The 23,047-nt window shown below is 72.0% G+C and carries 27 protein-coding genes; 9 read left to right on the top strand and 18 right to left on the bottom strand.

Features of this window, described 5'->3' with window-relative positions; all coding sequences use genetic code 11:
• The first annotated feature begins 130 nt into the window (after window positions 1–130).
• Window positions 131–1,189 (top strand): ArsO family NAD(P)H-dependent flavin-containing monooxygenase, encoded by a 1,059-nt coding sequence (locus tag ACWJ6R_RS05875; protein WP_449061208.1) that lies wholly within the window; start codon window positions 131–133, stop codon window positions 1,187–1,189.
• Between the two features lie 39 nt (window positions 1,190–1,228).
• Here ACWJ6R_RS05875 and ACWJ6R_RS05880 read toward each other — a convergent pair whose 3' ends face one another.
• The 6 genes from ACWJ6R_RS05880 to ACWJ6R_RS05905 form a co-directional block, all read right to left on the bottom strand.
• Entirely contained in the window at window positions 1,229–2,647 is a 1,419-nt protein-coding gene (locus ACWJ6R_RS05880) for an AlbA family DNA-binding domain-containing protein (protein ID WP_449061209.1), read from the bottom strand.
• Between the two features lie 161 nt (window positions 2,648–2,808).
• Window positions 2,809–3,222 carry an arsenate reductase ArsC gene (locus tag ACWJ6R_RS05885; RefSeq protein ID WP_449061210.1) on the bottom strand — a complete coding sequence of 138 codons (414 nt, stop codon included), beginning with the start codon at window positions 3,220–3,222 and terminating at the stop codon, window positions 2,809–2,811.
• Complete coding sequence (gene arsB, locus ACWJ6R_RS05890) at window positions 3,215–4,324, bottom strand: ACR3 family arsenite efflux transporter (RefSeq protein ID WP_449061211.1); 1,110 nt, start codon at window positions 4,322–4,324, stop codon at window positions 3,215–3,217. The genes ACWJ6R_RS05885 and arsB overlap by 8 nt, the downstream gene beginning before the upstream one ends.
• An 11-nt stretch (window positions 4,325–4,335) precedes the next feature.
• Entirely contained in the window at window positions 4,336–4,686 is a 351-nt protein-coding gene (locus ACWJ6R_RS05895; RefSeq protein WP_449061212.1) for an ArsR/SmtB family transcription factor, read from the bottom strand.
• A 117-nt stretch (window positions 4,687–4,803) separates the two neighbouring features.
• Window positions 4,804–5,370, bottom strand: a complete 567-nt coding sequence (locus tag ACWJ6R_RS05900) for an N-acetyltransferase family protein (RefSeq protein ID WP_449061213.1) — start codon at window positions 5,368–5,370, stop codon at window positions 4,804–4,806.
• Entirely contained in the window at window positions 5,367–5,696 is a 330-nt protein-coding gene (locus ACWJ6R_RS05905) for an ArsR/SmtB family transcription factor (RefSeq protein WP_449061214.1), read from the bottom strand. The genes ACWJ6R_RS05900 and ACWJ6R_RS05905 overlap by 4 nt, the downstream gene beginning before the upstream one ends.
• 256 nt (window positions 5,697–5,952) lie before the next feature.
• Between ACWJ6R_RS05905 and ACWJ6R_RS05910 the strand changes: the two genes are divergently transcribed.
• The 4 genes from ACWJ6R_RS05910 (at window position 5,953) to ACWJ6R_RS05925 (ending at window position 9,415) form a co-directional block, all read left to right on the top strand.
• The gene (locus ACWJ6R_RS05910; protein ID WP_449061215.1) at window positions 5,953–6,963 is read left to right on the top strand and encodes a tyrosine-type recombinase/integrase; all 1,011 of its coding nucleotides are present in this window, start codon (window positions 5,953–5,955) and stop codon (window positions 6,961–6,963) included.
• 449 nt (window positions 6,964–7,412) lie between these two features.
• A complete protein-coding gene (locus ACWJ6R_RS05915; RefSeq protein WP_449061216.1) occupies window positions 7,413–7,811 on the top strand; it encodes a VOC family protein in 399 nt (132 codons plus the stop codon).
• Between the two features lie 32 nt (window positions 7,812–7,843).
• On the top strand, window positions 7,844–8,185 hold the full coding sequence (locus ACWJ6R_RS05920; protein ID WP_449061217.1) for a YciI family protein: 342 nt from the start codon (window positions 7,844–7,846) through the stop codon (window positions 8,183–8,185).
• A 27-nt stretch (window positions 8,186–8,212) separates the two neighbouring features.
• Entirely contained in the window at window positions 8,213–9,415 is a 1,203-nt protein-coding gene (locus tag ACWJ6R_RS05925) for an RNA polymerase sigma factor (RefSeq protein ID WP_449061218.1), read from the top strand.
• Between the two features lie 30 nt (window positions 9,416–9,445).
• Here ACWJ6R_RS05925 and ACWJ6R_RS05930 read toward each other — a convergent pair whose 3' ends face one another.
• Window positions 9,446–9,742 (bottom strand): sulfurtransferase TusA family protein, encoded by a 297-nt coding sequence (locus ACWJ6R_RS05930; protein WP_449061219.1) that lies wholly within the window; start codon window positions 9,740–9,742, stop codon window positions 9,446–9,448.
• Complete coding sequence (locus tag ACWJ6R_RS05935) at window positions 9,739–10,395, bottom strand: ArsR/SmtB family transcription factor (RefSeq protein ID WP_449061220.1); 657 nt, start codon at window positions 10,393–10,395, stop codon at window positions 9,739–9,741. The genes ACWJ6R_RS05930 and ACWJ6R_RS05935 overlap by 4 nt, the downstream gene beginning before the upstream one ends.
• Before the next feature lie 58 nt (window positions 10,396–10,453).
• Between ACWJ6R_RS05935 and ACWJ6R_RS05940 the strand changes: the two genes are divergently transcribed.
• From ACWJ6R_RS05940 to ACWJ6R_RS05950, 3 genes are all read left to right on the top strand, one after another.
• Window positions 10,454–11,797, top strand: a complete 1,344-nt coding sequence (locus ACWJ6R_RS05940) for an MBL fold metallo-hydrolase (protein WP_449061221.1) — start codon at window positions 10,454–10,456, stop codon at window positions 11,795–11,797.
• Window positions 11,794–13,107 carry an MFS transporter gene (locus ACWJ6R_RS05945; protein WP_449061222.1) on the top strand — a complete coding sequence of 438 codons (1,314 nt, stop codon included), beginning with the start codon at window positions 11,794–11,796 and terminating at the stop codon, window positions 13,105–13,107. Before ACWJ6R_RS05940 ends, ACWJ6R_RS05945 begins: the two co-directional genes overlap by 4 nt.
• A 148-nt stretch (window positions 13,108–13,255) precedes the next feature.
• A complete protein-coding gene (locus tag ACWJ6R_RS05950; protein ID WP_449061223.1) occupies window positions 13,256–13,945 on the top strand; it encodes an aminotransferase class V-fold PLP-dependent enzyme in 690 nt (229 codons plus the stop codon).
• Window positions 13,946–13,948: 3 nt separating this feature from the next.
• On the opposite strand, the gene ACWJ6R_RS05955 is transcribed toward ACWJ6R_RS05950, so the two are convergent.
• The 3 genes from ACWJ6R_RS05955 to ACWJ6R_RS05965 are packed head-to-tail and all read right to left on the bottom strand — an operon-like array spanning window position 13,949 to window position 15,498.
• Complete coding sequence (locus ACWJ6R_RS05955; protein WP_449061224.1) at window positions 13,949–14,590, bottom strand: class I SAM-dependent methyltransferase; 642 nt, start codon at window positions 14,588–14,590, stop codon at window positions 13,949–13,951.
• A 5-nt stretch (window positions 14,591–14,595) separates the two neighbouring features.
• The gene (locus tag ACWJ6R_RS05960; protein ID WP_449061225.1) at window positions 14,596–15,204 is read right to left on the bottom strand and encodes a cytochrome P450; all 609 of its coding nucleotides are present in this window, start codon (window positions 15,202–15,204) and stop codon (window positions 14,596–14,598) included.
• Between the two features lie 12 nt (window positions 15,205–15,216).
• Complete coding sequence (locus ACWJ6R_RS05965; protein WP_449061226.1) at window positions 15,217–15,498, bottom strand: hypothetical protein; 282 nt, start codon at window positions 15,496–15,498, stop codon at window positions 15,217–15,219.
• 371 nt (window positions 15,499–15,869) lie between these two features.
• Between ACWJ6R_RS05965 and ACWJ6R_RS05970 the strand changes: the two genes are divergently transcribed.
• The gene (locus ACWJ6R_RS05970; RefSeq protein ID WP_449061227.1) at window positions 15,870–16,469 is read left to right on the top strand and encodes a TetR/AcrR family transcriptional regulator; all 600 of its coding nucleotides are present in this window, start codon (window positions 15,870–15,872) and stop codon (window positions 16,467–16,469) included.
• A 445-nt stretch (window positions 16,470–16,914) separates the two neighbouring features.
• Here ACWJ6R_RS05970 and ACWJ6R_RS05975 read toward each other — a convergent pair whose 3' ends face one another.
• The 7 genes from ACWJ6R_RS05975 to ACWJ6R_RS06005 form a co-directional block, all read right to left on the bottom strand.
• Window positions 16,915–17,811: a phosphotransferase family protein gene (locus tag ACWJ6R_RS05975; protein WP_449061228.1), complete on the bottom strand. Its 897-nt coding sequence runs from the start codon at window positions 17,809–17,811 to the stop codon at window positions 16,915–16,917.
• A gap of 2 nt (window positions 17,812–17,813) precedes the next feature.
• On the bottom strand, window positions 17,814–18,287 hold the full coding sequence (locus ACWJ6R_RS05980; RefSeq protein WP_449061229.1) for a glycine-rich domain-containing protein: 474 nt from the start codon (window positions 18,285–18,287) through the stop codon (window positions 17,814–17,816).
• Between the two features lie 939 nt (window positions 18,288–19,226).
• Window positions 19,227–20,093 (bottom strand): helix-turn-helix domain-containing protein, encoded by an 867-nt coding sequence (locus ACWJ6R_RS05985; RefSeq protein WP_449061230.1) that lies wholly within the window; start codon window positions 20,091–20,093, stop codon window positions 19,227–19,229.
• Window positions 20,068–20,634, bottom strand: coding sequence for a DUF6879 family protein (locus ACWJ6R_RS05990; RefSeq protein WP_449061231.1), 567 nt, complete (start codon window positions 20,632–20,634; stop codon window positions 20,068–20,070). Before ACWJ6R_RS05990 ends, ACWJ6R_RS05985 begins: the two co-directional genes overlap by 26 nt.
• Complete coding sequence (locus ACWJ6R_RS05995; protein ID WP_449061232.1) at window positions 20,631–20,837, bottom strand: hypothetical protein; 207 nt, start codon at window positions 20,835–20,837, stop codon at window positions 20,631–20,633. The genes ACWJ6R_RS05990 and ACWJ6R_RS05995 overlap by 4 nt, the downstream gene beginning before the upstream one ends.
• Before the next feature lie 325 nt (window positions 20,838–21,162).
• A complete protein-coding gene (locus ACWJ6R_RS06000; RefSeq protein WP_449061233.1) occupies window positions 21,163–21,375 on the bottom strand; it encodes a hypothetical protein in 213 nt (70 codons plus the stop codon).
• 5 nt (window positions 21,376–21,380) lie between these two features.
• A complete protein-coding gene (locus ACWJ6R_RS06005) occupies window positions 21,381–23,024 on the bottom strand; it encodes an FtsK/SpoIIIE domain-containing protein (RefSeq protein ID WP_449061234.1) in 1,644 nt (547 codons plus the stop codon).
• Window positions 23,025–23,047: the final 23 nt, after the last annotated feature.

Genomic DNA, 23,047 nt, shown 5'->3' on the forward strand with positions numbered 1-23,047 from the left:
ACTGCGAGCGGCGCGGCACCTGGGTCTACTACTGGATCGTCCCCGAGACGGTGAATCGGCTCGGCGCCCTGTTCGCGCCACTGGCCGCACCCGCGCCCGGCGGCCCGGTGGACGTCGAGCTCATCACCGCATGACCGCACTCCTGGCCGGTGTTCCACGGCCGGTCGACGTCGTCGTCATCGGCGGCGGCCAGGCCGGACTCGCAGCGGGCTACCATCTGCGCCGGGCCGGGGCCGACTTCGTCATCCTCGACACCCAAGAACAGCCCGGCGGGGCCTGGCGGCACGCCTGGCCGTCGCTGCGCCTGTTCTCCCCGGCCCCGTACAGCTCGCTGCCCGGGCGGATGATGCCCGTCCCCGACGGCGGCGGCTACCCCAGTGCCGCCGACGTGGTCGCCTACCTGGCCGACTACGAGCACCGCTACACGCTGCCGATCATCCGCCCGGCGCGCGTGCAGGCGGTGCGCGACGCCGGTGAGCGCCTGGCCGTCGAGACGACCACCGGGACCTGGCAGGCGCGGATCGTCATCAGCGCGACCGGCACCTGGTGGCGGCCGTACGTGCCGCACTACCCCGGCCGCGGCGACTTCCGCGGCCGGCAGTTGCACACCGCGACCTATCCTGGCCCGGACCCGTTCCAGGGCATGCGCGTGGTCGTCGTGGGCGGTGGCAACTCCGCCGCGCAGATCCTCGCGGAGGTCTCCACCGTCGCCGATACGACGTGGGTCACGCTGCGTCCGCCGCGGCTGCTGCCCGACGAGGTCGACGGCCGGGCCTTGTTCGACCTGGCCACTCGCCGGGCCCGCGTTCCCGACGCCCCCGGCATCGGCGACCTGGGCGACATCGTCGCCGTCCCGCCGGTGCGCGAGGCCCGCGACCGGGGCGCCCTGAAGGCCGAGCCGATGTTCACCCGCCTCACCCCGACCGGGGTGGCGTGGGCCGACGGCACGGCGCTGGCCTGCGACGCCGTCATCTGGTGCACCGGGTTCCGGCCGGCCCTGACCCATCTGGCCCCGCTGAGACTGCGCGGCCCCGGCGGGACGATCCCGACCGACGGCACCCGCGCGCTCGGTGAGCTGCGCCTGCACCTGCTCGGCTACGGCGACTGGACCGGCCCGGCCTCGGCGACGCTGATCGGCGCGGGGCGCAGCGCCAAGGCGATGGTGACGGAGATCATCCGGCAGCTGTGACCGAGGGCGGTCGCCCAGGACACGGCGCGGGCGATCACATCACGAGACGTCGTCGGCCACCGCGACACCGGTAGCCTGCGCCCACGTCTTCATCGCTTCCCAGTGCGGACCCCAGGCGTGGGCGTTGAGGCTCCCGTCTCGGCGGATCTGCCGGTTCTCCGGAACGCCGAAGGTCTGCAGCAGGTCGGCGATGAGATGGGCCGTGGCCCGGGCCAGCGGCGGACCGTCATCGGCCAGATCGTCCAGCCACGCCACCGACTCGCCGTAGGCCAGGCGGCACAGGCGCGTGCCCAGCGGCTGGTCCCCGTCTGCGGTGGGGGTGTTCAGGGCCAGCAGGGACCGCTCGAGGCTGGGGTCGTTGTAGGGCCAGCGGGTGGTGGGTTCGGCGGGCAGCACGGCCGGGTGCAGGTGGGTGTCGGCCACCAGCATCACCCGCAGCAGCGCGGCCCCGTTGACCCCGGCCCGGTCCCGGGCATGGCGGGCCAGATACCGCAGCGCGCTGGCGGTGCGCACCGCCAGCTCGGCATCCAGCACCCGCACCCGGAACGTCTCCTGCTGCGGAGGCGTCAGACGACCCGGATGCACGCTGAACGTGCCGGACCCGTCGGTGTACAACTCGGCGCGCACGGCGAGCTCGGTATCGGCGCCGGCCTCGGCGATCAGCCGCCGATGCGCCACCCCGACCTCATGGAAGGTGGGAGTGAAAGCGCCGATCATCACGACGTCGTCTGCGGTGTGCTTGCGGAAGGCTTGCATGGTGACGCTGTCCATCAGCACCTCTCCGGGCAGGTCGGGCACCAGCGTGACGACCAGCAGCGGCAGCGGATACCGGCTGCGGGCGCTGGTCACCGCCGTCGTCGCGATCGCGTTCTTCTCCACCTCGGCCACCCGATGGGCCTGGTCGGTGGCGGCCATGACCCGGCGCCGGTAGGCGGCGGCGATCTCCGACTCGCTCAGCCACACCTTGTCGGCGCCGTGCCGGCGCGGCCAGCGCAGCCCGCTCTCCTTCTGCGAGGGAACCGACACCGCGTGCGGCGCCAGGGAGCTGGGTGGGATCGCGATCAGCAGGAACCCCCTGCCGGGATCGGCCGGGTTCTCCACGGGGCGGGTGTCGAAGCGGGGCATGGGATGGATACGGGAGGCCCCCGCCTGGCGGATGCGGTTTTCCAGGCCGGCCAGCTCCACCTCCAACGGAGCGGAGGGGATCTCACCGTTCTCGGCCATGCCGACGATGATCAGCCCGCCGAGGTGGTTGGCGAAGGTCGCGATGTCGATCGCGATGGCGTCCTTGCCTTTTTCCGTCTGTTCCTTGTCCCTGGAGGGGTAGAGGCGCTTGTAGTCCAGGTCTTCGGCCTCGCGAGCGTCCGGATCGCCGACCAGGTCGACGATCTGCTGGTGGGTGACCAGGTGCAGCGGGTTGCCGAGCAGGGCTTCCAGACGGCGCGGGCTGTAGAGCATGAGCGGAGAGGTCTCCTTCGACCGGGCGCGGGGTCCCAGGCGGCCCCTGCTGTGATCACGGTAGAGGAGACATGCGACGAATTGTCAGCGAACCGGCACAGAAAGTGGCAGTCGCCCCGGCCACGGAAGACCCGGGGTGACTGCTACATTCCCGCGGGAGATCAGGAGGGCAACAGCTCAGCGATGAGCGTCTCGATCCGGGCGCGGATCTCATCGCGGATCGGCCGCACCGCCTCGATGCCCTGGCCGGCCGGGTCCTCGAGCTTCCAGTCCTCATACCGCTTGCCGGGGAAGAACGGGCAGGCGTCCCCGCAGCCCATAGTGATCACGACGTCGGAGTCCTGCACCGCCTCGGTGGTGAGCACCTTGGGCTTTTCCGCGGTGATGTCGATGCCGACCTCACGCATCGCCTCGACGGCGACCGGGTTGATCGTCTCGGCGGGCGCCGAGCCCGCGGAGCGGACCTCGATACGCTCGCCCGCCAGGTGGGTCAGCCAGCCGGCGGCCATCTGGGAGCGGCCGGCGTTGTGCACGCACACGAACAGCACGCTGGGCTTGGCGGGCCTATCAGACATGAGCGGTTCCCTTCGGGGCGGTGGTGAACAGGCGTCGGCCCCACAGGCTGACGTAGACGAGGGCGACCAGGACGGGCACCTCGATGAGCGGGCCGACCACCCCGGCCAGGGCCTGGCCGGAGGTCACTCCGAACACGCCGACCGCCACCGCGATGGCCAGCTCGAAGTTGTTGCCCGCGGCGGTGAAGGCCAAGGTCGCGGTGCGGTCGTACTGCAGGCCGATCGCCCGCCCGGCGAGGAACGAGCCACCCCACATGAGGAGGAAGTAGGCCAGCAGCGGCCATGCGATGCGGGCGACGTCGCCGGGCCGGGAGGTGATGGTGTCGCCCTGCAGAGCGAACAGGATGACGATGGTGAACAGCAGGCCGTACAGGGCGACGGGGCCGACGCGCGGCAGGAAGCGTCTCTCGTACCAGTCGCGGCCGCGTGCGCGCTCGCCGAGCTTGCGCGACAGGTAGCCGGCCAGCAGGGGGATGCCGAGGAAGACCAGCACGCTCTGGGCGATGTCCCACGCGGAGACCTCCAGCGCGGTCCCTTCGCCGAGGCCGAGCCAGCCGGGCAGCAGTTCCAGGTAGAACCAGCCGAGCGCGGCGAAGGCGACGACCTGGAAGACCGAGTTGATCGCCACCAGGACGGCGGCGGCCTCGCGGTGGCCGCAGGCCAGGTCGTTCCAGATGAGCACCATGGCGATGCACCGGGCCAGCCCGACGATGATCAACCCTGTGCGGTAGGCGGGCAGGTCCGGCAGGAAGATCCAGGCCAGGGCGAACATCAGCGCCGGGCCGATGACCCAGTTCAGCACCAGCGAGCTGATCAGCAGCCGCCGGTCGCCGGTGACGGTGCCGAGCCGGTCGTAGCGGACCTTGGCCAGCACCGGGTACATCATCAAAAGCAGGCCGAGCGCGATCGGCAGCGAGATCCCGCCGACCTGCACCGCCTCCAGCGCGGTGTCCAGACCGGGAACCAGCCGACCGAGCAGCAGGCCGACGGCCATGGCCACGCCGATCCACACCGGCAGGAACCGGTCCAGGACGGACAGGCCCTTGAGGACGCCCGGATCGGCGACCGCGGCGGGCGCCGGAGTACGGGCAGGAGAGGACATGAGCGTTTCCTTCAGTGTTCGGTCATGGCGGCAGGTGCAGCGAGCAGACCGGACAGCTCGGCCAGCCGTTCGGGGACCACGCGGTAGTACACCCAGGAGGCCCGCCGTTCGGAGGTGAGCAGGCCGACGTCTTTGAGGACCTTCAGATGGTGGCTGATGGTCGGCTGGGACAGATCGAAGGCGGCGGCCAGGTCGCACACGCAGGCCTCGCCGCTGGCGTGGCTGGCCACGATCGACAGGATCCGCAGCCGGACCGGGGCGCCCAGGGCTTTGAGCACCCGCGCCACCTCGGCGGCCCGGCCGGGGTCGATCGGCTCGCGGGCCAGCGGTGCGCAGCACTCCAGCAGCTCCAGAGGTTCCATCGTTCTCCCTGTTCAGCGCGTCGATCCAGCGGATTCGTCCGCCATCTATATTGGCAGACATCGATTCCGAGGTCGGCGAGCAGCGGATGAACACCTCCCGGCCGTCTCCCGGCGGACTCAGGTGCCGACAGTGGTGCTGCGCCGCTCCAGCAGCACCACGTCCCGCCAGACGCCGCGGTGGCGGCCGATGCGCTCGCGCACGCCCACCACGCGGAAGCCGAACGCCTCGTGCAGGCGCAGGCTAGGGGTGTTGTCGGGGAAGACGCCGGACTGGATCGTCCAGATCCCGGCCTCCTCGCAGGCGGCGACGAGCGTGCCCAGCAGCAGGCGGCCGACGCCGCGGCCCCGGTGGCCGGGGTGGACGTAGACGCTGTGCTCGACCACCCCGGCGTACACGCATCGCGAGGACACCGGCGAGGCCGCCACCCAGCCGGCCACCGCACCGCTCCCGGCGTCTACGGCGACGAAGCACAGGTGAGGGAGTTTGCCCGCGGTGAAGTCCTGCCAGCTCGGCGCGGTCGTCTCGAAACTCGCCTGCCCGCCGTCCAGCCCGGCTTGGTAGACCGCCAGCACCTGCTCGGCGTCACCGGCCTCCATCGGCCGCACGACCAGGCCGTCGGACCAGGGCTCTCCGGTCGGCCCGGCGACCTCGAGGTGTGGGCCGTCGGCGATGTCACGGGTCATGGCACGAGATCCTTCTCGTCTGCGGGGGTGATCGGGGCGGGAGCGCCCATCACCACATCGGCCGCGGTGGGGAAGCGGCTCACGCACGCCTCGTTGATCCGGTGGAGGCTCGCGGTGCCGCGCCGCTCGACCAGGACGAACCGGACCTCGGCCAGGATCTTCAGGTGGTGGGAGACCGTGGACTGGCCCACTCCGGAGGCCTCCACGATCTGCCCGACGGTCATCGGCTCTCGGTGCCGGGCCAGCAGCGAGACGAGCTGGATGCGGGTGGCGTCGGCCAGCGCCTTGAACCAGCTCGCGTACTCCTCGGCGGCGGCGCGCTCCAACGGAACGGAATCCTCATTCATCGACAATCGACGATAATAGATGAATAAGGACGCGGCAAGGTCCGATGCAGCCGGGTGCCGGAGGTGTGGTGAAGGCCGGATCTCATCTCACACAATGCTAATTATGTGAGATTATCGCCGAGTGGCAGAGATCATCCCCAGTGCCGTCCTCCGTCCAGGTTCTTCCCCGCGGGCCCTTCCCTGCCCGGCCGATGTACTCGGCGTCGTGGCGTCGCCCGCGCCGATGGTGCGTACGGTGGGTGACATCGCCGGGCTGTCCCCACGTCGAGCCAGGGGCGACGGGGGCGAAGTGCCTGCGGCCGACGTCGACACCGTCGACGCGCTGCCCGGTGACGTCTGGCCGGTCGTGGCCGCCTGGCTCGGCGCGGCCAAGGCCGTCACCACCCGCCGGGCCCGCCTGACCGATCTCGCAGCCTTCCTCCGCTGGCTCGACGAGGAGGCTCCCGGTGTTTTCCTGATGAGGGTCACCGAAGATCACCTCACTGGGTATCGCGATGGGATCGCCACCGGCAGCGCACGGGCCGGTCTCGCCCGGCCCGGAGTACCCCTGGCTCCGGCGACCGTCTCCCGCCGGCTGTCGTCACTGTCGAGCCTGTACGGCTACGCCGCGCGCCGCCGCGTCATCATCGCCAACCCCGCCGAGCCGGTGGAGCGCCCTGAGGTATCGACGATCGGCACGACCCCGGCCCGCACCGTTGAGGAGGCCGCCGCACTGATCGATGGCGCGGAGGCCATCTCCGCCCGCTACCCGGCCGACGCCGCCGCCGTGGCGCTGCTGAGCGTCTGCGCGGTCCGCGTCGGCGAACTGGTGTCGCTCACCGTGGGCAGCGTGGTCGCTGACGCCGGACACTGGGTGATCGTGTTCCGTCGCAAAGGCGGCAAGATCGACCGTGTACCGCTGCCGCCCCGGGTGCGGACCCTGCTGGAACCCCTCCTCGAGGGGCGGGCCTCCGGAGAGCTTCTCTTCGTGCGGGACGACGGCCGTCCGTTCGACCGCTGGCGGGCCACCACCGCACTGGGCCGTGCCGCCGCTGCCGTCGGGCTCGACGCCCGGCGGCTCACTCCGCACACCGCGCGGGCGACCGCCGCCACGGCGCTGCTGGACGCGGGGGTGCCCCTCGCCGACGTGCAGGAGATGCTCGGGCACGCCTCACCCGTCACCACTCAGCGCTACAACCGGGGGCGGCGCAAGCTCGACGGCCACGCCGCCTACCGGATGGCGTCCCTTCTCGGCGGCGGGACATGAGGTCGGACCGGAGATGTTCCGGTAGAAGCCGTCAGAGCGGTGCGTGAGTACTTTCGGGACTTTCGGGACCCCCTTACGCGCGGGCGCGCGAGGAGAAGCCGTCTCGAACAGGTGTGACGACCGCCGTGGAAGGAGGCAGACGTACTACGAAGGTGTCTGCTGTGTTCGGCGAGAACGTCAGTCGATGCGCGGAAGCCTTGTCGTCGGGGCTACTCCAGCCGCCTCAGCCGGGTGTGCCTCGGTTCGAGGGTGATCCCGACGCGATTCAAGCGCAACAATCTTCACCGGAGTGTCGTATCGGCCCGGCCGCGAATCGTCTTGCTGATGAGGCCGGTGAGCCGACCGCTCGGCGTGGTGATCGGATGAGGAGACCGTCATCCGATCACCGCACTGGAACGGAGGCCGTCACCGAGCCGGAGCAGATCGACGATCCCGAAACGGAGCAGGTCATGAATCCGACGATGAACACCGTCGACATCGTGGTGTCCGACATGCAGGCCGCCATCGCCTTCTACGCCCGGCTCGGGCTGGAGTTCAAGCTCGATCCGAACACCGCCGAGCACGCCTCCTGCGACCTACCGGGCGGGTTGCACCTGATGCTCGACAGCGAGGCTTTCCGCACCCCGTTCCTGCCCGGCTGGAGTACGCCGAGCGGCGGGCCGCGCGCCCTGCTGTGCTTCGAGTTCGACTCCCCGGCCGCGGTGGACGCAAAGTACGCCGAGCTGATCGAGGCCGGCTACCGCGGGCTCGCCGAGCCGTTCGACGCGTTCTGGGGGATGCGGTACGCCACCGTGACCGATCCGGACGGCACCGGCATCGACCTGTACGCCGCCCTGCCCGCCACCTGACCCCGGCCCTTCGGCCCGCGAGGAGACCACGGATGAAGTACGTGCTGATGTTCGTCGAGACCGAGCAGTTCGCCTGGGACCTGGAGGCGATGGGCGAGGCCGAGCGGGAGGCGGCGTTCGAGGCGGTGGGCCGCTGGTTCGCCGAGCACGCCGACAAGATCACCCACCACACTCACCTGCACCCGGTGCACACTGCCACCACGGTGCGGCTGGACGGCGGCGGCGAGCCGATCGTCACCGACGGGCCGTTCGTCGAGGGCAAGGAGGTGGTCAGCGGGTTCGCCGAGATCGAGGTGGCCGACCTGGACGAGGCGCTGGCCCTGGCGAGATCCTGGCCGGCGTGCCCGGTCGTGGAGATCCGCCCCGCCTCATGAGCGCAGCGGTGAGCGGGAGGCCACAGCGTGGGTGAGCAGGAGGCGCACGAGGCGCTGGCCCGCGTGGTGCGCGAGCACGCGGGCCGGCTGGCCGCGTCCCTGATGTCGCTGCTGGGTGACTTCTCCGCGGCTGAGGACCTGGTGCAGGACGCGATCGAGACCGCGCTCGAGCGCTGGCCACTCGAGGGCATCCCGGACCGGCCGGATGCCTGGTTGTTCACCGTGGCCCGGCGGCGCGGCCTGGACGTGCTGCGCCGTGAATCGACCTATCGGGCGAAGCTGGCCCAGCTGGCCTGGCCGGTCCCCGCGCAGCCGGATGACCGGCTGCGGCTGGTCTTCACCTGCTGCCACCCGGCGCTGCCGAGGCCCGCGCAGATCGCGTTGACGTTGCGGGTGGTGTGCGGGTTGAGCACCGCGCAGATCGCCTCGGCGTTCCTGGTGCCCGCGGCCACGGTGGCCCAGCGGATCACCCGCGCCAAGCGGAAGATCGCCGAGGCCGGGATCCCGTACCGGATCCCGGTCGGCGAGGAGCTGCCCGGGCGGCTGGAGCAGGTGCTGGCGGTCGTCTACCTGCTGTTCAACGAGGGATATCTGTCCAGCACCGCCGAGCGCGCCCAGGCGTGCGACCTGGTCGATGACGCCGAGTGGCTGGCCGCGCTGCTGGTGAACCTGCTGCCCAAGGAGCCGGAAGCGGCCGGGCTGCTGGCACTGATCCGGTTGCACCGGGCGCGCGGCGCGGCCCGCTTCGACACGGGCGGCCGCCTGGTGCTGCTGGCCGACCAGGACCGCACCCGCTGGGACCAGGCGGCGATCGAGGACGCCGTCGCGCTGCTGACGTGTACGGCCCGCACGTATCGGAGGCCCGGGCCGTACCAGTTGCAGGCCGCGATCGTCGCCTGCCACGCCGAGGCCGCGACCTTCGCCGACACCGACTGGCGGCAGATCACGGTGCTGTACGATCTGCTGCTGGCGCTGGCCCCGTCCCCAGTGACCCGGCTGCACCGGGCCGTCGCGCTGCGTTATGCCACCGGTCCGGAAGCGGCGCTGGCCGAACTGGAACGGCTCACCGGGGCGCTGGAGCGCTATCCGCTCTTCCACGCCACCCGCGCCGAACTGCTGCGCGATCTGGACCGCCACGCCGAGGCCAGGGCGTCTGACGCGCGGGCGCTGGAGCTGACCGCCAACCCCGCCCAGCAGGCGCTGCTGGAAGAGCGGCTGCGCTGGGACTGATCCGGTTCCGGCCTTCCGGCCGCCGATTCCTCAGCGGTCGCCGCAATGCCACGGCCGGTCGGCTGCGGTGGAGCGGGCGCGGGCGGCCACGGTGATGGCGTAGGCCGCGCGGGGAGTGTAGACGGTGGTGGGGCCGAGGTAGATGTGGCCGGTCAGGTGGCACCAGGCGGGCAGGTCGATCGGTGCGGCCGGATCGGCTGCGAGCAAATGCACGACGGTGCCCGGGACCAGGCCGGTGACCAGGCGCCGCAGTTCGATCAACAGTTGCACGCACCGGCGGTCGCCGCCGTCCAGCACCACCGGCGCGCCGGGGGGCGGCGCGCTCATACGGCCACCGGCAGCCCGGCCAGGCGCCACTCCAGCATGCCGTCGGCCAGCCGCGCGGAGTTGCGCCCGCGGGCGGTCAGTTCCCGCACCGCCTCGTGGGCCATCACGCAGTAGGCGCCCCGGCAGTAGGCGACGATCTGCCCGCTGGCGGGCAGATCGGCCAGTCGGTCGGCGAGCTCGTCCAGCGGGGTCGAGAGCGCACCGGGGATGTGCCCGGCAGCGTATTCGGCGGCCGGGCGCACGTCGATCACCGTCACCTCGCCGGCCTGGACGCGCTCCAGCAGTTCCTCACGGGTGAGCTGCTCGGCGTCATCGGACCCCAGGTAGGCGGCGCGGGCGCGCTCGACCGCGGCCAGATGCGCGGCGGCGACGCCTCGCAGGTGCGCCCACAGGGCGGCCACGTCGGCGCCGGCCAGCCGGTAGAAGACCTTCGTGCCCTGCTTGCGGGTGGTCACCAGCCCGGCCTGGCGCAGCACCTGCAGGTGGCTGGAGGCGGTGGTCAGCCCGAGCCCCGCCGCGTGCGCCAGAGCCTCGACCGAGCGCTCACCCTGAGCTAGCAAGTCCACCAACTCCAGCCGCTTGCCGCTGGCCAGGGCCTTCCCCACCGAGGCGAACGCCTCGAACAGCGCCGTCTTGGCGGCCGCGTCACCCATTTGACAATCCTCCAAATATCTTTGGAATACTGTAGCTATTGGAGAGCGGAGAAGCAACATGATCATTCCGATCGTGGACGAGGGCCTCGGCAACTCGTCCTACCTGGTCGATCTCGGTGACGGCCGGGCGCTTGCGGTGGACGCGAGCCGGGACCTTCGCGCCCTGCGCGCTGCCGCCGGACGGCGCGGCTTGACGGTGGCGTTCGCCGCCGACACCCACCTGCACGCCGACTTCCTGTCCGGCGCGGTCCAGCTGGCCGCCGACGACGGTGCGACCGTGCTGGCCTCGGCCGCCGACGGCCGGGCCTTCGACCATGTCGGCTTGGCCGACGGCGACGGGGTCGATCTGGGCGGCCTGACCTTGCAGGCCCTGGCCACGCCGGGGCACACCGGTGAGCACCTGGCGTTCGTGCTGCTGGACGGCGCGAAGCCGCTGGGGGTCTTCTCCGGCGGGTCGCTGATCGTCGGTTCGGCCGCCCGCACCGACCTGTCCGGATCCGAGCACACCGAAGCATTGGCTCGCGCCCAGTACCGCTCGCTGCGGCGCCTGGCCGCGCTGCCGGAGGAGACGGCGCTGTGGCCCACCCACGGTGCCGGTTCGTTCTGCTCGGCTCCGCCCGGGGCCGAGCGCACCTCCACCATCGGTGCCGAAAAGGCCGCCAACGCGCTGCTGAACGCCCCCGATGAGGACGCCTTCGTCGCCGCGCTGCTGGGCAGCCTGGGCGGCTTCCCGCCGTACTTCCTCACCCTGCCCGAGGCCAACCACATCGGCGCACCCGTCCTGGCAGGCGAACCCCGGATAGCGAGGTTGGACGTCGAGACGGTCCGAAGGCTGCGGGCCGATGGCGTGGTCATCGTCGACGTGCGACCGGTGCACGCTTTCGCCGCCGCGCACATCCCCGGCGCGATCTCCATCCCGCTGCGAGAGCAGTTCGCCTCCTGGCTGGGCTGGCTGCTCGATACCGCGACCCCGTACGTCATCGTCCGCGATCCCGGCCAGGACCTCGCGGAGATCGCCTGGCAGGCCGCCAAGATCGGCTATGAGGCGTGCGCCGGGGAGCTGGCCGGCGGCATGAGCGCCTGGGACGGTCCGACGCAGAGCATCGCCCTGGTCGGCGTCGACCGGCTGGAAGGCATGCAGGTGCTGGATGTGCGCCAGGACGCCGAGTACGTCTCCGGGCACATCCCCGGTGCGGCGCACATCGAGCTCGGCTCACTGCCCGCCCGCGCGGACGCGGCACCGGACGGGCCGGTGGTAGTGATGTGCGGGCACGGCGAGCGCGCCATGACCGCCGCCAGCCTGCTGGCGCGCACCGGCCACCGCACGGTGCGGGTGCTGGAGGGCGGCCCCGGCGACTGGGCCGAGCAGGCCGGTCGGACGCTAGCCGAGGGCCGGGCATGAGCGCGACCACCCCCGTCCCCGGAAACACCGACGACACCGGCGATACCACTGGAGGCACTACCGGCACCGACGCGGGCATCCGGCTGGGCCTGGCCGCGAACCTTCCCCGGTTTGTCCTGCTGGTCGCGGTCAACGCCCTGGTCGGCGGCATGCTCGGCCAGGAACGCATCACGTTGCCGCTGCTGGCCGAGACCGTCTTCGGCCTGTCGGCCCACAGCGCGGCGCTGACCTACATCCTTGCCTTCGGCGCCACCAAGGCGATCACGAACTTCTTCGCCGGCACCTGGTCGGACGCTTTCGGCCGCAAGCCCGTGCTGGTGGCCGGGTGGCTGATCGCGCTGCCGATCCCGGCGATGCTGGCCTGGGGCCCGTCCTGGGGCTGGATCATCACCGCGAACGTGCTGCTGGGCGTCTCCCAGGGCCTGACCTGGTCGACCACCATCATCATGAAGATCGACCTGGCCGGGCCCGCGCGGCGCGGCCTGGCCATGGGCTTCAACGAGGCCGCCGGCTACCTCGCGGTGGCGGCCACCGCGTTGGCCACCGGCTATCTCGCCGAGCAGTTCGGGTTGCGGCCGGCGCCGTTCCTGTTGGGCGCCGCCTACGCCGCCCTCGGCCTGGGCCTGTCGACGTTGATCGTGCGCGAGACGCGTGAGCATGCCCGGGCCGAGGCCGCCGCCCACCCGGCCGGCGGCCTCCACCACGCCGAGCTGTCCACACGGCAGATCGCCTGGCGCACCAGCGTCAGTGATCGCTCCTTGTCGGCGGCCAGCCAGGCCGGGATGGTCAACAACCTCAACGACGCCCTGGCCTGGGGCATCTTCCCGCTGATCTTCGCCGCCCGCGGCCTGAGCGTGGCCGAGATCGGGGTGCTGGGCGCGCTGTATCCGGCCGTGTGGGGGCTGGGGCAGATGGCCACCGGCTGGTGGTCCGACCACGTGGGCCGCAAGCACCTGATCACCGCCGGGATGCTCATCCAGGCCGCCGCGATCGCGCTCGTGGCGCGGGGTGAGTCCTTCACCGTCTGGGCGCTGGCGCAGGTGCTGCTCGGCGCCGGGACCGCGCTGGTGTATCCCACGCTGCTGGCCGTCATCGGCGATGTCGCCCACCCGGCCTGGCGGGCCCGCGCGGTCGGCGTCTACCGATTGTGGCGCGACGGCGGGTTCGCCGTTGGCGCGCTGCTGGCCGGGATCATCGCCGACCTCTGGAGCCTGGAGACGGCCATCTGGACGGTCGCCGTGCTGACCGCGGCCTCCGGACTGGTGGTGGCGGCGCGCATGACCGAGACCCGCCCGGAGAAGACGCGATGAGCCATCCCGCGCTGGCCGAGGGACCGATCTACCTCGACTACAACGCCACCACCCCCGTCGACCCTGCCGTACTGCAGGTGGCCCTGCCCTATCTGGCCACGCATTTTGGCAACCCCTCCAGCGCCCACGCCTACGCGCACGCGAGGCCTTGGCGCGGGCGCGGGTCCAGCTGGCCGCCTTGGCCCGCGCCGCCGGGGCGCTGTTTCACACCGACGCCGCCCAGGCCGCAGGCAAGGTGCCCATCGATGTGGCCGCGCTCGGGGTGGACCTGCTGACCGTGGTCGGGCACAAGATGTATGCGCCCAAGGGGGTGGGCGCCCTGTACGTCCGGTCCGGGGTCGTGCTGGACCCGGTCATCGGCGGCGGCGGCCAGGAGGGCGGGCGGCGGGCCGGCACCGAGAACGTCGCGTTCATCGCCGCGCTCGGCGCCGCCGCCGACCTGGCCGGTCGCGAGCTGCCCGATAGCCGCATGCGGCTGGCCGGTCTGCGGGACCTGCTCCAAGCCGAGCTGGAGCGGCTGCTGCCCGGCCGCGTCCATCTCAACGGCCACCCCACGATGCGGCTGCCCGGCACGCTGAACGTCAGCATCGACGGCATCGGCGGCATCAGCGGGCGGGCCCTGCTGGCCGTCGTCCCCGAGATCGCTGCCTCCACCGGCTCGGCCTGCCACGAGGGCACCGATGTCGTCTCGCCGGTGCTGACCGCCATGGGCCTGCCCGAGCCGCGGGCGCGTTCGGTGCTGCGCCTGTCGCTGGGCCGCTGGAGTACCGAGGCCGAGGTGCGGCGGGCCGCCGCGCTGATCGCCTGTGCTGCCGATGCGCTCGCGCCGCCCGGCTGACGGTCAGCGGCCACGCGCCGCCACAGCCGTTCCCCGCGTGTGGAAGGAGAACGGGGTACGCGCTGCGGGCAGCAGGAACCGCTCCAGCGCGGTAACGGTGAACCCGGCCCGCTCGATCACGGCGACGGTGTCGCGGCCGGTGTGACAGCCACCGGCCAGGCGCGGCCACACGGTCGCATCCAGCAGCCGCTGCAGACGCACCATGCCGACGGAGTCCGCGCGCCCATGCTCCAGGAACCGCAGCCGCCCGCCCGGCCTGAGCACCCGCCGCGCCTCGGCCAGCGCCGCAGCGGCATCCGGCAGTGAGCACAGCACCAGGCAGAACACCACCGCATCGGCGCTGCGGTCGGCGACCGGCAGGTGCTCGGCCACGGCCCCGGTGACCTCCACGGGAACCGGGGCCGCAGCGGCGGCCGTGCGGGCGATCTTTCGCAGCCGGGATTCCGGCTCGACGGCGAGCACACCGGTGACGGCGGGCGGATAATGGGCGAAGTTTCCCCCGTGGCCCGCGCCGACCTCGATCACCTGCCCGGTCAGGGGCGCCAGCAGCGCTCGGCGGTGCTCGGCCATGCCGCCCTCGTCCATGGCGGCGGCCAGCCGGGGATAGATCCGGCCGAAGAGCGGCCGGCGGGTGCTTGTCTTCATGGCGGTCACCAGGTGACCGGCAGCGCGGTCAGCCCGCCGGTCAGCACGTTCGAGTTGAAGGTCAGCTCCTCCACCGGACAATCCAGGCGCAAGGCGGGCAAGCGGGCGGCCAGCTGGGAGAAGACCACGGCCAGCTCGATACGGGCCAGCGGGGCGCCGATGCAGTAGCGGGCGCCGTGGCCGAAGGTCAGATGCGGCGCCGCCGGCCGCTTCAGATCGAAACGGTCGGGGTCGGTGAAGACGGCCGCGTCGTGGTTGGCCGCGCCGGTGTCCAGCAGCACCAGGTCGCCTTCCCGCACGTGCACACCGGCGATGTCCAGGTCGGTGCGGGCGTAGCGGGGGATGCCGCCACCGCCCAGGCCGGGCGCGCGCAAGATCTCCTCCACCGCCGCGCCGATCCGGGACGGATCGTCCACCAGCACCTGCCACTGCTCCGGATTGGCCAGCAGCCAGGCCGTACCGTTGCCGATCGCGGTCACGGTGGTCTTGTGCCCGGCGAACAGCAGGGTCATGCCCGTTGCGGCGGCCTCGTCGTCGCTGACACCCGGCGTGGCGGCCAGGCGGGAGATCACGTCGGCGTCCGGGTCGTCGCCGTCGGCGCGTTTACGGGCCACGAGCTGCTGGCCTTAGGAGAACAGCTCGGCCAGGCCGCGCTCGGAGCGGGCCCGGTCGGTGACATCGGCGGCGGCCTGCGTCCAGACGCGGAACTGTGCGCGGTCGGTGAACGGCACGCCGAGCAGCTCACAGATCACCGCGATCGGCAGCGGCAGCGCCAGGGCGGCGTGCAGGTCGGCGGGCGGCCCGGCGGCCTCCATCTCCTCCAGCAGGGCCGCGGTGAGCGTCTCGACGCGGCCGCGCAGCGCGCGCATGCGCCTGGGCGAGAAATGCGGCTGCAGCAGCGCGCGCATCCGCCGATGGTCGCCTGCTCGGTGTCGAAGTCACCCAGCGGGCCGCCGAACAGCGCCGATTCCCCGATGCGGGAGGCGGTCTCGGGTGCGCGGTGGGCGCGGCCCAGCCGGTCGTCGTCCAGCAGGGCGCGGACCTGCTCGTAGCCGGTCACCAGCCAGGCCGGGTGGCCGACGGCGGTGCGGATGGCGTGGATGGGGCCGCGGGCCTGCAGCCGGCGCAACAGTGGGGCGGGCCGCATCGGGTGGGTCTGCTCGAACGGCAGCTGAACGGGGGCGGACACGACTTCTCCAGAAGGTAGACGGCCATTTGTATACTCTGGCGTCTAAGACGCTACTTGTATACTTTGGATTCTACAAATGGAGGAGTACGGATGAGCAACCCCGACGCGGTAGGTGCACCGGCCCCGCGGGCGCCGGTGCGGCGGCTGCGCCGCGCCGAGCGGCGCGAGCAGATCCTGGATGCGGCCACCCGCGCCTTCGCCCGCGCCGGGTACGCCGCCACCGGCCTGGACGACGTCGCCGCCGAGGCCGCCCTCACCCGGGCCATGCTGTACCGGCACTTCGAGTCCAAGGCCGACCTGTACCGGGCCGTCCTCGACCGCGCCTGCGCCCGGCTGGCCGAGGCCACCGGAGGCGACGACTTCGACGAGAGCTCCATCCCCGCGCTGCTGCGCGCCGCCGCCGCCGATCCCGACGGCTTCCGGCTGCTGTTCCGCTACGCCGCCCGCGAGCCTGACTTCCGCGAGCTGATCGACTCCATCGCCGCCGCCTCCCGCCAGGTCGCCCACCGCAACCTGGTTAGAGTCATCCCCGCGGGGCCGTGGCTGGACTGGGCGGCGAACCTGATCCCCGCCCTCACCGTCGAGGCGGTCATCGCCTGGCTGGATGCCGGTCAGCCCGATCCCGAGGCCGCGGCAGGCCGCATCGACCAGGCCGTGCACGGCGTCATCGCCGCAGCCCAGCCCCGCTGACACGCCCTTCTAGGCCCTGGGCGGCCGATCTTCGGGCCGGCGTGCCACTTCCGGAATGGCTCGATTCCAGAAGCGGACCCTGGACGGCTTCCAGAAACACACCGCCTCGCCCGTCAGGGCGCCACCCACCTGGGCTCCCGGCCCTCTATGACCTGGTGCTGGCCAACTGCGCGGCCGCGCTGGAGGACTCGCCGCCGAGCCCTCCAGCGCGGCGAAGTACCGCTCGCGGGTGCGCGGGTCTCCGACGTGGATGGCCGAGACCGCTGCAAACCAGATGCTCGACGGTGACTCATCGACCGATACGGCGGCCACGGCCTGGGCGGTGCGTTCCATCCCATTGAGGCCTGTGTCGATAGATGGGGTTTACGAGGCATCCACGTGTAAGAGAGGGGTTGGGCTGCCATATCCCGGACCACGGCAGCCCGGCCTCCCCTGGTCCGGTAGGTCAGACGTTGCGGGCGCGGTGGGCCAGCCAGACGCGGCCCGCCGCGGCGGCGCGGGCACGGAACTCCCGGCCCTCGTCAGGGCCGTACATCGCCTTGTAGACGCGGAACAGCGTCCAGGCGGCGAGTAGACCGTTCACCGCGGTGGCCGGTGCCTCCTGCCACGCGGGCACCCGCGTGAGCAGGTTCTCCGTCTGGGCGGGCGTGTGCCCGGCCTCGATCAGGCGCGGCCCGAGCATGAACGCGTCGATCCACGCGGCACCGGCCGCGGCGAACCCCCAGTCGATCACCCGGACGCCGCCAGGCGTGATCTGCAGGTTCCCGACGTGCAGGTCGTAGTGGAGCAGCGTGTCTCCGGCGAGGTCCTCGACGTCGAACCCGTCGAGCACTGCGACGTACAGATCCCGGTGCGGCAGCACCCCGTTCGGCTTGGCCATCAGGTGACGCCCCTTGACCAGCAGCTGCTCGACGTTGTCGGCGACCAGCGGAGCCGCGGCGGCCGGTGACGGGGTGAGCAGTCGCTCGAGCCGGGCCACCGTGTCGAGGACGGCGGGCACGTCCGGGGACGCAGGGGAGAGGTCGGCGGCCCGCCCGTCGATGTGCTCGAACAGCATGGTGATCCAGCCGCCGATGTCGCTGCTCCACCGCATGCGCGGTGCCGGGACGGCGGCGGGCAGGACCTCACCCGCCCAGCGTTCCCGCTCGTACAGACGCACGGCGGGGCCGTCGGCAGGGAGGGCCTTGAGGAAGACGCGGCTGCCGCCCTCGATGCGCAGGTGCAGGGCGGCTCCGGGCATGAGCCCGTCCGTCGCGGACTCGGCCTTGAGCACGGGCCCGCACTCGGTCTGTACGGCGTCGCGGACGACGGAGGGCAGGTCGTCCCACTGGAGTCGGGCCATGGTCAGCTCTCCTTCGGGTCATCGGCGCAACCGGCGTAGCACTGGCTGCACTGGGCGGCAGGCACCCACAGTTCCGTGTCGACGGGCAGGCCCGCCGCGCGCATCGCCGCGACGGTGGCACCGATCGCCGCGGCCGGGTCGGAGACGGGACGCGCGCCAGGCGCGTCATCGGGGACGTGGTGGAGGAAACGGCCCGCGATGCGCTCGCAGAAGTCGGCGTACTCCTGGCTGTATTCGAGGAAGATGTGCCAGCCGGGGTCGACCGCCTTGGACGGGGACAGAGGCGTGTCGGGGTTGAGGGCGCACGCGGTCAGGAACGCGAGCGTCTGCTCCACGACGCGCTCGGCGAGAGGTCCGGGGACGTCCTGCTCGGCGGCGACGCGGGCGGCGAGCCGGTCGAGCAGGCTGTCGGAGATGAGGGTGCGCGGGTCGGCCGGATCGGCAGGGTTGGTGAGCTGGGCCTGGATGGTGGACATGGAACCTCCTTCACGTGTGCGGCCGCTCGGCCGCGGGACGCGGTGGTGCTGTTCCGTGCAGGCGGACCGGCCCTGTACGGGGCGAGCCGGGTGACCGTGGTCCGACGTCCCTGCTCCCACAAGGGAGTCTGGTCGTGTCCGCTCCCTGGCATCGGGAAGCCGGGCCAGGAGATCGGCGAGGAGCTCGTCAGCGGTCGGCCCGCCTCGGCGGGCGATGATCGCATCGACCGCGGCGAAGGTGAGCGGTCGTCTGTGCACCGTTCCTCCTGTCCCGGCCCCGCCCGCAGGACGACGGACAGGGTGTGGGGGCGGGCGGGGCCGGGGCTATGCGAGGCCGAGGACGGCCTTCCAATCCGGCCGTCCGCCGGCGGGATGCCGAGCAGGTCGGCGGTGGCGGCCAGTTCGGCCGCGGTCAGGCCCCAGCGGCGGGCGAGCCGGATCCCGCCCCGGCGCCTTCTGCCCCAGCCGGGAAGGAGCCGGGCCAGGAAACGGCGGCGGGTGATCATGAGAAGGTTCTCCCCGGCGTGGTGCTCACGATCGCCGCACGGGCGGTGGCGGCGATCCGGTCGAGAAGAGCCTCGGTCTCCGGGGAGACCTCATGTCCATCCGGCCAATACCGGATCGGGGAGCCGTCCGGCCAGTACTCGACCCGAGAGCCGTCCCTCCAACGTGGTGCGGGCGCGGGCCGCCCGGGATCGCCACCCCCGAGGGACGGCCCGCGCCCGGGCGCCTGCCGCCCGGGGCGGACACCACCGCCGGGAGCAAGCGGGTACGGCGCGACGGCATCGTCGGGGTGGAAGGGTGCATCACGGCCGGTCATGGAGAGCCTCCCACGGCGGAGAGGGCGCCCCTGGGGGTGGCGGATGAGCGCATGCCTTGACGGTAGAGACGTGCCGGAAAGCAACTCAAGGAGATTGCTCAGGATTGCTTCAAGATTGCCTAGCTGGTGGCGGTGCCCCCCGGGAAGAACTCCGCGGAGAGGTCATCGAGCACACGGGTCATGACGGCGCGGGCGTCGCGGCCGTAGACCGCGATCTCCTGCATCATCTGGAAGATCCGGCCGTACAAACTGATCTCCTCCGGCTGGATGAGCGACAGCTCCGCCGCGAAGGTCTCGACCGTCACCAGCGTCTCGTCGTACATCCAGAAGCCGTGCACCGGCGCTTTCGGCAGGCGGGCGGTGAACGGGATCACGCCGAGCGCGACGTTCGGCAGGGTGCCGGTCGCGGTCAGCCGCTCGATCTGGCCCATCATCACCTCCGGCGGGCACAGCAGGTTCCGCAACGCCGCCTCGGTGAGGACGAAGTGGAACCGCTTGCCCGGCCGGTAGAGGATCCGCTGCCGGTCCATACGGGCCTGCACGCCCTCGTCCAGGTCGTCGGGGATGCGATGGGTGGCGATGACCTGGGTGAGGATGCTGCGTGCGTACTCCGGCGTCTGCAGTAGGCCCGGAATGGTGGACGGCTCGAACACGCGCAGCATCGCGGCTTCGGCCTCCCGCGCGGAGACGGTGCGCTGCTGCGCCTGGGTGCCGGCGTTCAGCTTGGCCCGCCACTCGGCGTAGGCCAGCTCCAGGCTTCTCAACTGGGCGAGCAGCGACGGCACCTGTGCGGCGTGGCCGGTCACTTCGGCCCACACCCGGATGTCGGCCTCGCTCGGGGTCTGCTTGCCGTGCTCGATCTTGGAGACCTTCGTCGGACCCCAGCCGAGCCGCTGCGCGAACTCCTTGCCGTTCAGGCCGGTCGTCGTGCGGAGTTCGCGCAGCCGAAGCCCGAGGGCTTCACGCGCTTGACGTACGGTCGGCACCCTGCCACTTCCTGGCGTACTCGGGATAGGGGATGGCGTGGTGCCACGCGGCGTCCCGGGCCGCGCAGTGCTCGACCACGACCTTCGGGTCGTCGATGCGCTCCCACGCCGTCAGCCGGTCCTCGGCGTCGAAACGGCCGACGACGACGAACCGGGAGTCGAACAGCCACGCGTCCACGTCGGGCAGGCCGAGCCCGGCGGCCTGATGGCGCGGCAGATACCGGATGTCCTCCCCGGCGTCGGCGTTCCCCGCGTTCAGGATCAGCGTGAACCGCATGTAGTCAGACAGGGGTTCGGTGACGACCCGCACCCGCTCGATGCGCTTCCCGGCCACCGTGGCGGCCCGCATCAGGTCCATCCACGTCTTGCGCTGGACCGCGTTCAGCCGTTCCAGCTCGGCCATATCGCCGGCGACGTAGGCGGCCCATCGGTCCGCCTCGGCGTCGACGTTGTAGCGGTCCCGCAGCTCCAGCCGGTAGGCGGTGTGCCGGAATGAGGTGAACAGCTCCAGGAACTCCTCGCCGGTCAGCAGCCGGGTCATCGTGACTCCCGGGCGAGCGCGAGGACGTCGGCGGGCACCTCGACCAGTGTCTCGTCGTCGGCCAGGTCTCGCACGTCGGCCAGGGCGTGCGGGTCGGTCACGATCTTCCCCTGGACGACGTAGGTACCGCGGTCGGTCTTGTAGAGCGCGGGGCAGCTTCCCTCGTTCGAGCCGCCGGTCTTACCGAGGAACGTTAGCCGCATCGCGACCTCCTGGGATCGGGCTTGCTGGGGATTGCTCACGTGAGGTCGATGCTTGCCCGACCTTGCCCGCTGGTCAAGAGGTAGCGGTCCCCGGCAGGACGGACGGAACAGGGCTGGCTCTCATCGGCGTCTTCCGGATCGCTGACCGGTTCCCCCGCAGAGCCGGGTGTCGCGCTGGAGGGGAGCCGCCCACCCTGCGGACGGGGCGCGTCCTATGTCGTCTGCCGGCCCTACGGGGCAGTTCAGCAGGGGTCTATGGGAGTAGGCGGGGCGTCTGCCGGATAGACCTTCCCCGCCTACTCCCAGACCCGCCTCAGAGGGGCGTCTAGGCCCGTTCGAGCGCGCGGAGGACGTCCCCGCGCCGATACCCGTTGCGGTTCACCCCGTCGATCGCGAGCTGACTCGGGGCCACGCCGAGCGGGCGCAGCTCGGCGGAGAGCCGGGCGGGGTTCCAGCCGGCATAGGCCGGGTCGAGCGCGAGCTCGGACAGCAGGTCGGCCGTCCACATCCGCTCCCGCTCACCGAACGCGGCCGCCACGGTCTTCAGCAGCCGTACGGCGGGCGGGCGTCGGAGAGAGGCAGCGTGCCGGCCGCCTCCCGCAGACGGTGGGCCCGGCGGGTCAGGGCGGTCACGTCATCGTCACCGAGGTAGTAGGTCCGCATGGGGGCGGGCAGGCTGCCCTCCGCCAGTAGGTACCCGGCACCGCGCTGGGTGGGGTCGATGGAGGCGGCGTTGAACCCGCGCGAGGCCCAGCCCTGACCGAGGATGGTGTCGGACGCCTGCGGGGTGGTGCAGCGCAGCGCCCAGCGGATGGACAGGATGTCGCGGAGCCGGGTGGGCACCACGTCGGCGGCCGGCCGCTGGGTGGCGCCGGAGACGACGATCCCGGCGGCGCGACCGCGGGAGACCAGGTCCCACAGCAGCCGCACCACCCGCTTGCCGTGCTCGTCGTCGCAGGTGAACGCCTGCAACTCGTCGATGTGCAGCACTAGCAGGCGGATCCCGAGCTCGTCGGCGATCTCGCCAGTGACCTTGCGATGGCCGACCGCCTTGAGCTTGCGGTACCGGTCGGCCATCTCGTCCCGCAGGTCGGTCAGCAGACCCAGGACCGCCGCCACATCGGGCTCACCGACGAAACGCTCGGCGATGGGCTCGTAGTCCAACAGGTCCGAGCCGCCCTTGCCGTCGACGGGCCAGAGCCGTACGTGCGGGTCCAGGGCGAGCGCGCACAGCAGGTTGTTGCTCGCCACGCTCTTGCCCGCGCCGGGCTCGCCGCCGGTGAGCAGGGAGCGCTCGGGGAGCCGGAAGGCGATCGGCCGGCCGCGCACGTCCACCCCGACCGGGATCTTCTCCCGCCAGGCGTCGAACACCGCCGTCCGCCCGGCCAGCGGGGAGGTGATCGCGTCCCCGGCGAGCGGGTCGTCGTCCGCCACCCACAACGTGATCCGTCCCGCGTGACCGGGTACCGGGTCGATCGCGAGCTGGGCGACGTCGACTCCGGCGGCCGCCGCCAGTTCGACCCGGCGGCGCATCGCCTTGACCGCCGGTGTCCCCGGCGGCAGTTCGACCACCGCCGTCCACGCGGCCTCGTCCCGAACCACCGGGCCGATCACGCGCAGGTCGTCGAACTTGCCGAGTCCAGCGTTCGCGACGGTCCGGCGTACGGCCTTGCCCCCGGGGTGATGCCCGAGCGGCGTGTGCCCCTGCTCCTGGCCGACGGGTCCGCGCCGGACGGCCTGCTCGACGGCGGACGCGGTGACAAGTCCGGCGGCGGAGAGCAGGACCGGCAGCGGCCACCACCACAACCAGCCCGCGAGCAGTCCGGCGGACGCCAGCGGAACCAGGACATAGGAGGTGCGGCGCCGCCGGTGCCGTACCCGCTCGACGAGCTCCGGACCCGCCTTGGGGTCCGTGGCGTACTCGGCGGCGGTGACCCACCGCCAGTACACTCCGCCGAAGCGGACCAGGCCGAGGACCCCGAACCCGGCGTGCCGGGCGACGGCGTGAACCTGGTGGCGCGTCGGCCGTACCCGGGCGAGGCGGCGCAGCGGGACCCGGGCGCGCTCGCGGACGTTGCGCAGGACCCGGACCCGTGGGTCCGGCGGGACCGCCTCGGGGTCGAGCCCTGGGCGGATGGGGACGACGACGCCCCCGTACCTCTCGTGTTCGGTGAGCTGTTCGGTCATGATGGGGGACCTCCATGCGAGTG

This window comes from Planomonospora algeriensis, from assembly GCF_977012225.1.